Consider the following 12,739-nt stretch of genomic DNA (forward strand, 5'->3'; position numbering starts at 1 on the left):
CCAGACCTTCCCGCGGCGCCGCCCGCCGGCACCTCACTTCCGCCCGGGCGGCCTTTCGTTCGGCACCCGCCATCCGCTAGATAGGGCGACACGCCCCCCGGGCGCACCCCCTTCTCCTTGCAACCGGCGCCCGTCGCCGCCGCGCCACAGGAAACCGCCTCATGAAGTTCTTCGTCGACACCGCCGAGGTGTCCGAGATCCGCGCGCTCGCCGAGCTTGGCATGGTGGACGGCGTCACCACCAACCCGTCGCTGATCGCCAAGTCCGGCCGCAACATGGCCGAGGTGATCGCCGAGATCTGCGCCATCACCCCCGGCCATGTTTCCGCCGAGGTGACGGCCACCGACCACGAGACCATGCTGGCCGAGGGCCGCTTCCTGCGCGGCATCGCGCCGAACGTGGCGGTGAAGGTGCCGCTGACCGAGGCGGGGCTGCGCACCTGCCGGGCGCTCACGGACGAGGGCACGCCGGTCAACGTCACGCTGTGCTTCTCCCCCACCCAGGCGCTGCTGGCGGCCAAGGCGGGCGCCACCTACATCTCGCCCTTCGTCGGCCGGCTGGACGACCTGGCGCAGGACGGCATGCAGCTCATCGCCGACATCGTGCAGATCTACCGCAACTACCCGGCGATCCGGACCGAGGTGCTGGTGGCCTCCATCCGCCACCCGCTGCACCTGGCGCAGGCGGCCAAGCTCGGCGCGGGCGTCGCCACCCTGCCCCCCGCCGTGATCCGCCAGCTCATCAAGCACCCGCTGACCGACCGCGGCCTGGAAGCCTTTCTGGCCGACTGGAAGAAGACCGGCCAGAGCATCCTCTGAGGGGAGATGGGAGCGGCGCGGGGCCGGCCGGCATGACGCCCGAGGATGTGGCCGCCTGGCTGCGCGCCCATCCCGGCTTCCTGGCCGAGCGGCCGGAGCTGTACCGGATGCTGGCGCCGCCCCGCCGCGTGCATGGCGAGGAGCTGGCCGACCACATGGCGGCGATGCTGGCCACCGAGCGCGCCGCCAGCCGCGACCTGGCCGAGGCGGCGCGCGAGGGGGCGGGCTTCGCCGCCCGTGCCCGCGCCGCCGTGCTGGCGCTGATCCCGAGCCGCGACCCGGCCGAGACGGTGAGCCAGGAATGGCCCGCCCTGCTGGGGCTCGAGCACTGCGCCCTGGCCGATGAGGGCATGCCCCGCCCCCACCGGCTGAGCCTGCCGCGCGGCACGGTGGCGCGGCTGCTGCCGGCGGGGCGCGACGCGCGGGTGCGCCCTTCCCCCACCGAGCTGCCGCTGCTGCACGCCGAGGCCGCCGGCCTGGTGCAATGCGACGCCCTGGCCCGCCTGCCCCTGCCCGGCGCCCCCGCCATGCTGGTGCTGGGCGCCCGCGCCGTGGCCGGCCTGCCGGCCCGGGGCGCGGGGCCTGAGCTGCTGTTCCTGGCGCGCGCCCTGGCCGCCGCCCTGCTGCGATGAGCGAGGACGCCATGACCGGCTTCGAGGCACGCCAGCTCTGGCTGGACTGGCTGGCGCGCGAGCGCCGGGCCAGCCGCCACACCCTGGTCGCCTATGGCGGCGACCTGACCGACTTCCTCGACTTCCTCACCCGCCACCAGGGCGAGGAGCCCAGCATGGCCAGCTTTGCCGCGCTGCGGCCGGCCGACCTCCGCGCCTTCCTGGCCGAGCGGGCGACGCGGGACGGGGTGGGCAACGCCACCCGCGCGCGGCAGCTCGCGGCCATACGCGGCTTCCTGCGCTTCCTGGCGCGGCACCACGGCCTGCCGCCCCTGGCGCTCGCCGGGCTGCGCGGGCCTCGCGTGGTGCCCCCCGCCCCGCGCCCGCTGACCCCCGAGCAGGCGCTCGACGTTTCGCGCGCGGCGGGCGACGTGGAGAACACCCCCCTCCTCTCGGCGCGCGACACGGCGCTGTTCACCCTGCTCTATGGCTGCGGCCTGCGCATCTCCGAGGGGCTGGCGCTCAACGTGAAGGACGCGCCCAAGGCGGGGCAGGCGCTGCGCATCCTCGGCAAGGGGGAGAAGGAGCGGCTGGTGCCGGTGCTGCCCGCCGTGGCCGAGGCGGTTGCCGCTTATCTGCGGCTGCGCGGCGGCGCCCTGCCGGACGACCCGCTCTTTCTCGGCGCGCGCGGCGACCGGCTGGACCCCGGCGTGGCGCAGAAGGCGCTGCGCACCTATCGCCGCCTCGTGGGCCTGCCCGAGAGCGCCACGCCGCACGCGCTGCGCCATTCCTTCGCCACCCACCTGCTGGGGGCGGGCGGCGACCTGCGCGCCATCCAGGAACTGCTGGGCCATGCCAGCCTGTCCACCACCCAGCGCTACACCAGCGTCGATTCCGTGAAGCTGCTGGAAACCTGGCAGAAGGCGCATCCCCGCGCCCGCTGAGGCGCTGCAGGCGCCATCAGGGGCGGCGGAAGCCCCAGCGCAGCCGCCCCGCCCAGCCCCGGCCGCGCTCCACCATCTGCTTCTCCAGCGCGCCCAGGCTGTCCACCCGGGCGGGCCAGCGCGCATGGCACCAGCCCAGCGCCCGCTGCGACCAGGCATGCTGCTCGCGCAGCACGAAGATCCCGAGCAGCAGGAAGAGCGTGCCATTCATCACCGGCAGGATCAGCCCGGCCACGCCGAGCGCCAGAAGCGACCAGCCGGCCATCTTGCGCTTCCAGGAAGGGCGGTAGACGAGCATGGCAGGGCAGATGGCGCTGCCGCGCCGTTCCCTCAAGGGCAGCGCATGGCCTCCGCGGCCAGCATCAGCAGCGCCGCCAGCGGCAGGCAGAAGGCGAAGCCCAGCGCCAGGAAGCCCGCCGCCCCCGCCACCCCGCCCAGGAAGAAGCTGCCGAGCAGCGCCAGCAGCAGCCGCAGCCTGGCGCGGTCCGCCCGCACGAAGGGGCGGCCTTCCAGCAGGCCGGCGCGGTTCCAGTAGAGCAGCTTGCCCAGCTCCACGCCGATGTCGGTGATGACGCCGGTCATGTGGGTGGTGCGCATCCGCGCGCCGGAGATCTTGGTGATGGTGGCGTTCTGCAGCCCCATCAGGAAGCACAGCAGCGGGGTGGCCAGCGCCACAGGCGGCACGCCCCCGGCCTCGCGCGCCGCCAGCCAGCCCACGCCGCCACCGGCCAGCAGCAGCCCGGCCTCCAGCCGCAGCGGGACGAGATAGGGGTTGCGCCGCCCCCGCCGCCGCCCGCGGTTGATCAGCACGGCCGAGACGCCGGCGCCCGCCGTGAAGGCCAGCAGCGCCAGCAGCCCCGCCAGCACCACCGGCATGGCGCCGAGCACCAGGTGATCCGCCATGGCCGAGACGATGCCGGACATGTGAGAGGTATAGGCTCCGACGAGCAGGAAGCCGCCGGCATTCACCGCCCCCGCCACGGCGGCAAGGCAGAGGCTGAGCCCCGCCTCGCTCAGCCCGCCGCCCCGGAACCAGCGGACAAGCAGAGGGCGGGCGAGCCGGCGGCGGACCAGCCGGAGCCGCGAGGGCCCAAAACGGGAAGACCCGAGACGAGAAGATCGGGCGCGCGGGCGAGGCTTGCCCACCCGCGCCGCCCGCTCAGATGTGCAGCGGCCGGCCGTCCACGGCCAGCGCGGCTTCCTTCACCGCCTCGTTCAGCGTCGGGTGGGCGTGGCAGGTGCGCGCCACGTCCTCGGCGCTGGCGCCGAACTCCATGGCGATGGCCACCTCGGCGATCAGCGTGCCGGCATCCGGGCCCAGGATGTGGCAGCCCAGCACGCGGTCCGTCTCCTTGTCGGCCAGGATCTTCACGAAGCCGTCCACGTCGCCCATGGCGCGGGCGCGGCCATTGGCCATGAAGGGGAACTTGCCGACCTTGTAGGCCTGGCCGCGCGCCTTCAGCTCCTCCTCCGTCTCGCCCACGCTGGCGATCTCGGGCCAGGTGTAGACGATGGCAGGAATGACGCCGTAGTTCACGTGGCCGGCCTGCCCGGCCAGGATCTCGGCCAGAGCCACGCCCTCATCCTCGGCCTTGTGCGCCAGCATGGCGCCGGCGATGACGTCGCCGATGGCATAGATGCCGGGGACGTTGGTGGCGAAGTGGCCATCGGTCTTCACCCGGCCGCGCTCGTCCAGCTCCACGCCCACCTCGGCCAGGCCCAGGCCCTCCGTGTAGGGGCGGCGGCCGATCGCCAGCAGCACCACGTCCGCCTTGATCTCCTCGGCCGCGCCGCCGGCGGCGGGCTCCACCGTCAGGGTCACGCCCTCGGCCGACTTGGCGGCGGCGGTGACCTTGGACTTCAGCCTGAACTTCATGCCCTGCTTGGCGAGCACGCGCTCGAACTGCTTGGCCGTCTCGGCGTCCATGCCGGGGGCGAGGCGGTCGAGATACTCGATCACCGTCACCTCCGAGCCCAGGCGGCGCCACACGGAGCCCAGCTCCAGCCCGATCACGCCGCCGCCGATGACGACGAGGTGGCCCGGCACCTTCTCCAGCTCCAGCGCGCCGGTGGAGGTGACGACCTGCTTCTCGTCCACCTCGACGCCGCGCAGCGGCGCGCTGTCCGAGCCGGTGGCGATGACGATGTTCCTGGTCTCAAAGGTCTGGCCGGCGACCTCGACCTTGCCGGGTGCGACAACCTTGCCGGTGCCCTTCAGCCAGGTGATCTTGTTCTTCTTAAAGAGGAACTCGACGCCCTTGGTGTTGGCGGACACCACCTCGCCCTTGCGCGCCTGCATGCGCGCGAGATCGAGCTTCACGCCCTCGACGATGATGCCGTGCTCGGCGAATTTGTGCTTCGTCTCCTCGAAGCTTTCCGAGGATTGCAGCAGCGCCTTGGATGGGATGCAGCCGACGTTCAGGCAGGTGCCGCCCAGCGTCTCGCGCTTCTCGACGCAGGCCACCTTGAGCCCGAGCTGCGCGGCGCGGATGGCGCAGACATAACCGCCGGGGCCGGCGCCGATCACGATCACGTCGAAGCTGTCGGACATGGGGCAAAAGTCCTGCTTGGCAATGGAATGTGACGGGCAAACTGGCCTGCCCGGCGCCATCGGGCAAGGGGCAGCGTGGCCCGGCCGGCCCTGCGGCGCGCGCGGCTGCCCTCCCGCCCCCGCATGCGGCGCCTTGTGCGCAGGGGCCGTTTCCCGTCTGGATTGTTGCCAGCCGCCTGCCGCCTCTGCCACGCTCGCCGGCGGGCCGGGGCCAGGATGAAGCCCCGCCCAGGGGAGAAATGAAGAATGGTGACTGGTTCCAACCGAGCATGGCCACGCCGTGGCGCCCTGGCGCTGGCGGCGGGCATGGCCGCCGGCGCCCTGGCGCGCCCCGCCCTGGCGCAGGGCTTCCCCAGCCGGCAGATCCGGCTGATGATCCCCTGGCCGCCCGGCGGCTCGGCCGATGCGCAGCTCCGCTCCCTGGCCGACCTCGCCACCCGGACGCTGGGGCAGCCGATCGTCATCGAGAACCGCTCCGGCGCGCGCGGGCTGCTCGCCGCGCAGGCGCTGCTGCAGGCCGCCCCCGATGGCTACACCCTGGCGCAGCACCACCTCTCGGTGATCCGCCACCCCTTCCTGACCAAGGCGAAGTCCTGGCACCCGGTGGAGGACTTCACCCCCGTCATCGGCCTCACCGGCTGGCTGTTCGGCGTGGTGGTGCGCGCCGACAGCCCGATCAAGAGCTGGGCCGACTACGTGGCCGCGGCCAAGGCGCGGCCAGGGATGATGACCTATTCCACCAGCGGCATCGGCACCACCAACCACCTGGCCATGGAGGACATCTGCACGCGCCTCGGCATCCAGCTGACGCATGTGCCCTTCCGCGGCAGCACGGAGGGGGTGACGGCGATGCTGGGCGGGCAGATCGACAGCATCGCCGACAGCTCGGCCTGGGTGCCGCAGGTGGAGGCGGGGCAGTTCCGCCTGCTCTGCGTCTGGTCGCCCGAGCGCGCCAAGCGCTTCCCCGACGTGCCGACGCTGCGCGACCTCGGCATCGATCTCGCCGTCACCTCGCCCTATGGCATCGCCGGGCCGAAGGGCATGGACCCCGGCGTGGTGCGGGTGCTGCACGACGCGCTGAAGGCGGCGCTGCTCAGCCCGGAGAACACGGCGATCCGCGAGAAGTGGGACATGCCGCTGAACTACCTCGACACCGAGGCCTACCGGGACTTCACGGTGCGGCGCGCCGCCTATGAGAAGGAGATGGTGACCCGCCTCAACCTCAGCATCGACAGCTGAGAACGCGAAGCGGGGGCCGCATGATGCGGCCCCCGCTCCTCACTCCAACGCGGAGCAGCCGGATCAGATGTCCAGCATCAGCCGGCGCGGATCCTCGATGCTCTCCTTCACGCGCACCAGGAAGGACACCGCCTCCTTCCCGTCCACGATGCGGTGGTCGTAGGAGAGCGCCAGGTACATCATCGGGCGGATCTCGATCTTGCCGCCCACCACCATCGGGCGCTCCTGGATCTTGTGCATGCCCAGGATGCCCGACTGCGGCGGGTTCAGGATCGGCGTCGACATCAGCGAGCCGTAGATGCCGCCATTGGTGATGGTGAAGGAGCCGCCCGAAAGCTCGTCCAGCTTCAGCTGCCCATCGCGCGCCTTGCGGCCGAAGCCCGCGATCGACTTCTCGATCTCGGCGAAGGACATCTGGTCGGCGTTCTTCAGCACCGGCACGACGAGGCCGGACGGGCCACCCACCGCGATGCCCATGTGCACGAAGTTCTTGTAGACGATGTCGTCGCCGTCGATCTCGGCGTTGACCGCCGGGAACTCCTTCAGCGCCGCGACGCAGGCCTTCACGAAGAAGGACATGAAGCCGAGCTTGGTGCCCTGCTTCTTCTCGAACACGTCCTTGTACTCGTTGCGCAGCGCCATCACCGCGCCCATGTCCACCTCGTTGAAGGTGGTGAGCATGGCGGCGGTGTTCTGCGCCTCCTTCAGCCGGTTGGCGATGGTCTTGCGCAGGCGGGTCATCTTCACCCGCTCCTCGCCGCCTTCCAGGGCGCGTGGGGCCTTGGGCGCGGCGGGCTTGGCCGCCTCGGGCGCCGGGCGGGCCAGGAAGGACTGCACGTCGCCCTTGCTGATGCGGCCGTCCTTCGCAGTGCCGGCGCCGATCTGCTCGGCCGACACGTTGTTCTCAGCCATCATCTTGGCGGCGGCGGGCAGCGGCGCGTGGCCGACGCCGGGGCGGCCCCCCGGCCCGGTCTCGGCGCGCGGCGCCTCCACCTTGGGGCCGGAGGGCGCGGCGGCGGGGGCCGCGGCCGGGCTCGCGGCCTTGTCGGCGGCGGGCTTCGGCGCGGCGGCCTTGCCATCGCCCGCGCCGATCACGCCGAGCACGGCGCCCGGCTCCACCTCGGCGCCCTCATCGGCCGCGATCGACTCCAGCACGCCGGCGGAAGGCGCGTTGACCTCGACCGTGACCTTGTCGGTTTCCAGCTCCACCAGCGGCTCGTCGGCCGCAACCGCCTCACCGGCCTTCTTCATCCACTTCGCCACAGTCGCGGTGGACACGCTCTCGCCCAGTGTGGGCACCACAATTTCGGTCATTCTGCCGTCGCCTTCTTGCCGGTGCGATGCTCAGGAATGGGTCAGTTGAGGCCCAGCGCTTCGCGCACCAGGGCCTCCTGCTGCTGCTGATGGACCTTGGCAAGGCCCGTGGCGGGGCTCGCCGCCTCGGCACGGCCGACATAGTCCGGCCGCTTGGCCTTGATGCCGAGATCCTTCAGCACCTTTTCGATGCGCCGGTCAACGAAGGTCCAGGCGCCCATGTTCTCGGGCTCCTCCTGGCACCACACCACCTCGGCGTTCTTGTACTCGGCCAGCACCTTGGCGAGGCTGATGCGCGGGAAGGGATGGATCTGCTCCATCCGGGCGATGGCCACGTCCTGCACGCCCTTGTCGCGGCGCTCCTGCAGCAGGTCGTAATAGACCTTGCCGGTGCAGAGCACGACGCGCTTCACCTTCTCGGACGGCGCGATCGCGTCGGTCTCGGGGATCACGGTGCGGAAGGTGGAGCCGGGCGCGAACTCGGACAGGCTGCTGACCGCCAGCTTGTGGCGCAGCAGCGACTTCGGCGTCATCACCACCAGCGGCTTGCGGTAGTTGCGCTTCAGCTGCCGGCGCAGGGCGTGGAAGTAGTTGGCCGGCGTGGTGAAGTTGCACACCGCCATGTTGCGCTCGGCGCAGAGCTGCAGGTAGCGCTCCAGGCGCGCCGAGGAATGCTCCGGCCCCTGCCCCTCATAGCCGTGCGGCAGCAGCATCACGAGGCCGGACATGCGCAGCCACTTGGTCTCGGCGCTGGCGATGAACTGGTCGATGATGACCTGCGCGCCATTGGCGAAGTCGCCGAACTGCGCCTCCCACAGCACCAGGGTCTGCGGGTCGGCCAGGGTGTAGCCGTAGTCGAAGCCCAGCACGCCCATCTCGGACAGCAGCGAGTTGAACGCCTCCATCCGCGCCTGACCCTCGCGGATGTTGTTCAGCGGCATGTATTCCGCCTGGTTCCGCTGGTCGACCAGCACGCAATGGCGGTGGCTGAAGGTGCCGCGCTGCACATCCTCGCCCGAGAGGCGGACGCGGTGGCCCTCCAGCAGCAGGGTGCCGAAGGCCAGCGCCTCGCCGGTCGCCCAGTCGATCCCCTCGCCCGTCTCGATGGCGTTCTTCTTGGCCTCGAGCTGGCGGACGATCTTGGAGTTGGCGTTGAAGCCCTCCGGCACGCGGGAGAGCGCGCCGCCCACCTCGCGCAGCGTGGCGAGGTCGACGGCGGTGCCGTCCTCCTTCTCCTCGTCATCCGAGCCCGCGGCCTTGAGGCCGGCCCAGTGGCCTTCCAGCCAGTCCGCCTTGTTGGGCTTGAAGGTCTGCGCGGCCTGGTAGGCCTCCTCCAGGCGGGCGTTGAAGGCGTCCAGCATCGCCTTGCCGTCCTCGGCCGGCACGGCGCCGGAGGCGGCGAGCGCCTCGGCATACTTGGTGCGGGTCGTCTTCATCTCCCGGATCCGGCCATACATGGCGGGCTGGGTGAAGGCGGGCTCGTCCGTCTCGTTGTGGCCGTGGCGGCGGTAGCAGACGATGTCGAGCACGATGTCGGCGCCGAACTGCATGCGGTACTCGGCCGCGAGCCGGGCGCAGAACACCACCGCCTCCGGCTCGTCGCCGTTGACGTGCAGGATGGGCGCCTGGACCGACTTGGCGACGTCGGTGCAGTAGAGGCCCGAATAGGCGTGCAGCGGCACGGTGGTGAAGCCGATCTGGTTGTTCACCACCACATGCACCGTGCCGCCGGTGCGGTAGCCGATGAGCTGGCTCATCGCCAGGGTCTCATAGACCAGGCCCTGGCCGGCGAAGGCGGCGTCGCCATGCAGCAGGATGCCCATGACCGAGCGGCGGCTCTTGGTGTCGCCCGCCATGTCCTGGCGCGCGCGCACCTTGCCCACCACCACCGGGTCCACCGCCTCGAGGTGGGACGGGTTGGGCTGCAGCGAGAGGTGGACCTGGCGGCCGTTGATCTCGATGTCGGTCGAGGTGCCGAGATGGTACTTCACGTCGCCCGAGCCCTGGACGTCGTCCGGGTGGGCCGGGTTGCCCTTGAACTCGGAGAAGACCTGCGTGAAGGGCTTCTTCACCACGTTGACCAGCGTGTTCAGCCGGCCGCGGTGCGGCATGCCGATGGCGATCTCGCTGACGCCGAGCCCCGCCACCGTCTCGATGATGGCCTGCAGCGCCGGGATGGTGACCTCGCCGCCCTCCAGCCCGAAGCGCTTGGTGCCCACATACTTGCGGGCGCAGAAGGCCTCGAAGCCCTCCGCCTCGGTCAGCTGCTGCAGGATGGTGCGGCGGGCCTGGCCGTCAAAGGCGCGGCCCCAGGGCGCGCCCTCGATGCGCTGCTGGATCCAGGACTTCTGCTCCGGGTCCTGGATGTGCATGAACTCGACGCCGATCGGCCCGCAATAGGTCGCGCGCAGGATCTGCATGATCTCGCGCAGCGTCGCGGTTTCCTTGCCCAGCACCTTGTTGATGAAGATGGGGCGGTCGAGGTCGGCGTCGGTGAAGCCGTAGGTCTTGGGGTCCAGCTCCGGATGCGGCTTGGCCTGCTGCAGGCCGAGCGGATCGAGCTGCGCCTCCAGATGGCCGCGCACGCGGTAGGCGCGGATCAGCATCAGGGCGCGGATCGCATCCAGCACCTGCTGGCGCGAGGCAGCGGGATCGGCGGCGGCGGGGGCGGCAGGCTTGCCCCCCTTCTTCGGGTCGGCCCTGGGCGCCTCGGGCTCGGGCGCGAAGCCGCCGCGCGGGCGGGGCGCCCAGGAGGCGCCGGTGGCATCGTGCAGCACGGCGCGGGCGTCATCGTTCAGCGCCGCGAACAGCTCCTGGAAGGAGACGTCCACGCTGTCCGGATTCTCCACCCAGCGCGCATACAGGTCGGCGAGGAAGGTGGCGTTCGCCCCCGTCATCGCGCTTGCCAGGATATCGATACCGGCCATCATCTCCTCCTCGCCCGCACCTCGAACGGGCGCGGCGGCACATTTCACTACCCGGCGTCACAAAACGCAGCGCCGTCCCCGATATAGGGACGGCGCTGGTTAACATAGAGGTTAAAGTCGCGGCATGGGAGCCAGCACCGACGGGGCTGCATGGCAGACCCGCCCGGTTGGCCCGGCTCCCCTTGTCGCGACCGTTCCGGCATCAGCCGCGCAGGGCCTTCACCATGGTCGAGCCCAGCGCCGCGGGGCTCTCGGCCACATGGATGCCCGCCTCGCGCATGGCGTTCATCTTGGCTTCCGCGGTGTCCTTGCCGCCCGAGATCACGGCGCCGGCATGGCCCATGCGACGGCCCGGAGGGGCGGTCGCGCCGGCGATGAAGCCGACCACGGGCTTGTAGTTGGCCGAGCCCGGCCGGTTCTCGCGGCCCAGGAACTCGGCCGCCTGGATCTCGCTCTGGCCGCCGATCTCGCCGATCATGATGATCGACTGCGTCTCGGGGTCGGCCAGGAACATCTCCAGAACCTCGGTGAAGTCGGTGCCCTTCACCGGGTCGCCGCCGATGCCGACGCAGGTGGACTGGCCGAGGCCCGCCGCCGTGGTCTGCGCCACCGCCTCATAGGTCAGCGTGCCCGAGCGGGACACGATGCCGACCGAGCCGCGCTTGTGGATGTGGCCCGGCATGATGCCGATCTTGCAGGCGTCCGGCGTGATCACGCCCGGGCAGTTCGGCCCGATCAGGCGGGACTTCGAGCCGGACAGGGCGCGCTTGACCTTGACCATGTCCAGCACCGGGATGCCCTCGGTGATGCAGATGATCAGCGGCACCTCGGCGTCGATCGCCTCCAGGATGCTGTCGGCGGCGAAGGGCGGCGGCACGTAGATGACGGAGGCGTTGGCGCCCGTGGCCTCCACGCACTCGGCCACGGTGTTGAACACCGGCAGGCCCAGATGCGTCTGCCCGCCCTTGCCCGGGGTCACGCCGCCCACGTAGTTCGAGCCGTAGGCGATGCCCTGCTCGGCGTGGAAGGTGCCCTGGGAGCCGGTGAAGCCCTGGGTCATCACCTTGGTGTTCGCGTCGACGAGGATGGCCATCTCAGTTGGCTCCCTTCACGGCGCGGACCACCTTCTCGGCGGCGTCGGCCAGGTTGTCGGCGGGGATGATCTTCAGGCCGCTCTCGGCCAGGATCTTCTTGCCGAGCTCCACATTGGTGCCTTCGAGGCGCACCACCAGCGGCACGGACAGGGTCAGGTTCTTGGCCGCCTGCACCACGCCGGTCGCGATCATGTCGCACTTGGCGATGCCGCCGAAGATGTTGACCAGGATCGCCTTGACGTTGCTGTCGGAGGTGATGATCCGGAACGCCTCGGTGACGCGCTCGGCCGTCGCCGTGCCGCCCACATCGAGGAAGTTGGCGGGGGAGGAGCCGTAGAGCTTGATGATGTCCATGGTGGACATCGCGAGGCCCGCGCCGTTCACCATGCAGCCGATCTCGCCGTCGAGCGCCACATAGTTCAGGTCGTTCTTGACGGCCTCCAGCTCCTTCGGGTCCATCTCGCTGTCGTCGCGCAGGGCCTCGAGGTCCTTGTGGCGGAACAGCGCGTTGTCGTCGAAGGACACCTTGGCGTCGAGCGCCACGATCTCGCCGGCGCCGGTCACCACCAGCGGGTTGATCTCGACGATGGCGCAGTCCAGCTCGACGAAGGCCTGGTACATGGCCGTGACGAACTTGGTGAAGGAGGCGACCTGCTTGCCTTCCAGGCCGAGGCCGAAGGCCAGCTTGCGGCAATGGAAGCCCGAGATGCCCGAGGCCGGGTCGATCGCCGCCTTCAGGATCTTCTCCGGGTGGTGCTCGGCGACCTCCTCGATCTCCATGCCGCCTTCGGTCGACGCCATGATGACGATGCGGGAGGTGTCGCGGTCCACCAGCAGGGAGAGGTACAGCTCGCGCTTGATGTCGCAGCCATCCTCGACATAGACCCGGCTCACCACCTTGCCGGCCGGGCCGGTCTGCTTGGTGACGAGGGTCTTGCCGATCATCGCCTCGGCCGCCGCGCGCACGTCCTCGACCGACTTGACGACGCGCACGCCGCCCTTGCCGTTCGGGTCCTCCGCGAAGCGGCCGGCGCCACGCCCGCCGGCATGGATCTGGCTCTTCACCACATAGACAGGCCCGGGCAGCTTGCGCGCCGCCTCGGCCGCCTCCTCGGCGGTCCAGGCCACATGGCCGTCGAGCACCGCGACGCCATAGCGGCGCAGCAGTTCCTTGCCCTGATACTCGTGAATGTTCATCCGCTCACCCTTCGCTGGGCTGGACGGCCGGGGCGCGGCCGGAT

At 70.8% G+C, this 12,739-nt stretch carries 11 protein-coding genes; 4 read left to right on the plus strand and 7 right to left on the minus strand.

Annotated elements, in window-relative coordinates; translation table 11 throughout:
• Positions 1 to 161 precede the first annotated feature (161 nt).
• Genes fsa through CR162_RS05040 form a run of 3 tightly spaced genes read left to right on the plus strand, consistent with a single transcriptional unit; the run spans position 162 to position 2,373 of the window.
• Positions 162 to 818, plus strand: coding sequence for a fructose-6-phosphate aldolase (gene fsa, locus CR162_RS05030; protein WP_099094453.1), 657 nt, complete (start codon positions 162 to 164; stop codon positions 816 to 818).
• A gap of 32 nt (positions 819 to 850) precedes the next feature.
• On the plus strand, positions 851 to 1,450 hold the full coding sequence (locus CR162_RS05035) for a hypothetical protein (protein ID WP_099094454.1): 600 nt from the start codon (positions 851 to 853) through the stop codon (positions 1,448 to 1,450).
• A gap of 11 nt (positions 1,451 to 1,461) precedes the next feature.
• Positions 1,462 to 2,373: a tyrosine recombinase XerC gene (locus CR162_RS05040; protein WP_099094455.1), complete on the plus strand. Its 912-nt coding sequence runs from the start codon at positions 1,462 to 1,464 to the stop codon at positions 2,371 to 2,373.
• 16 nt (positions 2,374 to 2,389) lie between these two features.
• On the opposite strand, the gene CR162_RS05045 is transcribed toward CR162_RS05040, so the two are convergent.
• The 3 genes from CR162_RS05045 to lpdA form a co-directional block, all read right to left on the minus strand.
• Positions 2,390 to 2,707, minus strand: coding sequence for a PGPGW domain-containing protein (locus tag CR162_RS05045; protein WP_141563073.1), 318 nt, complete (start codon positions 2,705 to 2,707; stop codon positions 2,390 to 2,392).
• Positions 2,704 to 3,447, minus strand: a complete 744-nt coding sequence (locus CR162_RS05050; protein ID WP_367604092.1) for a YoaK family protein — start codon at positions 3,445 to 3,447, stop codon at positions 2,704 to 2,706. The genes CR162_RS05045 and CR162_RS05050 overlap by 4 nt, the downstream gene beginning before the upstream one ends.
• Positions 3,448 to 3,532: 85 nt before the next feature.
• A complete protein-coding gene (gene lpdA, locus CR162_RS05055) occupies positions 3,533 to 4,924 on the minus strand; it encodes a dihydrolipoyl dehydrogenase (RefSeq protein ID WP_099094457.1) in 1,392 nt (463 codons plus the stop codon).
• A gap of 246 nt (positions 4,925 to 5,170) precedes the next feature.
• On the opposite strand from lpdA, the gene CR162_RS05060 reads away from it, so the two are divergent.
• Positions 5,171 to 6,163: a tripartite tricarboxylate transporter substrate binding protein gene (locus CR162_RS05060; RefSeq protein WP_099094458.1), complete on the plus strand. Its 993-nt coding sequence runs from the start codon at positions 5,171 to 5,173 to the stop codon at positions 6,161 to 6,163.
• Between the two features lie 63 nt (positions 6,164 to 6,226).
• Here CR162_RS05060 and odhB read toward each other — a convergent pair whose 3' ends face one another.
• The 4 genes from odhB to sucC all read right to left on the minus strand — a co-directional run bounded on the left by odhB (position 6,227) and on the right by sucC (position 12,695).
• Positions 6,227 to 7,477 (minus strand): 2-oxoglutarate dehydrogenase complex dihydrolipoyllysine-residue succinyltransferase, encoded by a 1,251-nt coding sequence (gene odhB, locus CR162_RS05065; protein WP_099094459.1) that lies wholly within the window; start codon positions 7,475 to 7,477, stop codon positions 6,227 to 6,229.
• A gap of 41 nt (positions 7,478 to 7,518) precedes the next feature.
• Complete coding sequence (locus tag CR162_RS05070; RefSeq protein WP_099094551.1) at positions 7,519 to 10,404, minus strand: 2-oxoglutarate dehydrogenase E1 component; 2,886 nt, start codon at positions 10,402 to 10,404, stop codon at positions 7,519 to 7,521.
• 202 nt (positions 10,405 to 10,606) lie between these two features.
• Positions 10,607 to 11,497, minus strand: coding sequence for a succinate--CoA ligase subunit alpha (gene sucD / locus CR162_RS05075; RefSeq protein WP_099094460.1), 891 nt, complete (start codon positions 11,495 to 11,497; stop codon positions 10,607 to 10,609).
• A 1-nt stretch (position 11,498) separates the two neighbouring features.
• On the minus strand, positions 11,499 to 12,695 hold the full coding sequence (sucC, locus tag CR162_RS05080) for an ADP-forming succinate--CoA ligase subunit beta (RefSeq protein ID WP_099094461.1): 1,197 nt from the start codon (positions 12,693 to 12,695) through the stop codon (positions 11,499 to 11,501).
• Positions 12,696 to 12,739: the final 44 nt, after the last annotated feature.

Source organism: Teichococcus rhizosphaerae (assembly GCF_002631185.1).
In the GTDB taxonomy this organism is placed as follows: Bacteria; Pseudomonadota; Alphaproteobacteria; order Acetobacterales; family Acetobacteraceae; genus Pseudoroseomonas; species Pseudoroseomonas rhizosphaerae.

What these genes read in the sequence shown, in the direction of transcription:
- odhB (WP_099094459.1), bottom strand. Translation starts at nt 7,477, where the DNA reads ATGACCGAAATTGTGGTGCCCACACTGGGCGAGAGCGTGTCCACCGCG.
- sucC (WP_099094461.1), bottom strand. Translation starts at nt 12,695, where the DNA reads ATGAACATTCACGAGTATCAGGGCAAGGAACTGCTGCGCCGCTATGGC.
- lpdA (WP_099094457.1), bottom strand. Translation starts at nt 4,924, where the DNA reads ATGTCCGACAGCTTCGACGTGATCGTGATCGGCGCCGGCCCCGGCGGT.
- CR162_RS05040 (WP_099094455.1), top strand. Translation starts at nt 1,462, where the DNA reads ATGACCGGCTTCGAGGCACGCCAGCTCTGGCTGGACTGGCTGGCGCGC.
- CR162_RS05070 (WP_099094551.1), bottom strand. Translation starts at nt 10,404, where the DNA reads ATGGCCGGTATCGATATCCTGGCAAGCGCGATGACGGGGGCGAACGCC.
- fsa (WP_099094453.1), top strand. Translation starts at nt 162, where the DNA reads ATGAAGTTCTTCGTCGACACCGCCGAGGTGTCCGAGATCCGCGCGCTC.
- CR162_RS05060 (WP_099094458.1), top strand. Translation starts at nt 5,171, where the DNA reads ATGGTGACTGGTTCCAACCGAGCATGGCCACGCCGTGGCGCCCTGGCG.
- CR162_RS05035 (WP_099094454.1), top strand. Translation starts at nt 851, where the DNA reads ATGACGCCCGAGGATGTGGCCGCCTGGCTGCGCGCCCATCCCGGCTTC.
- sucD (WP_099094460.1), bottom strand. Translation starts at nt 11,497, where the DNA reads ATGGCCATCCTCGTCGACGCGAACACCAAGGTGATGACCCAGGGCTTC.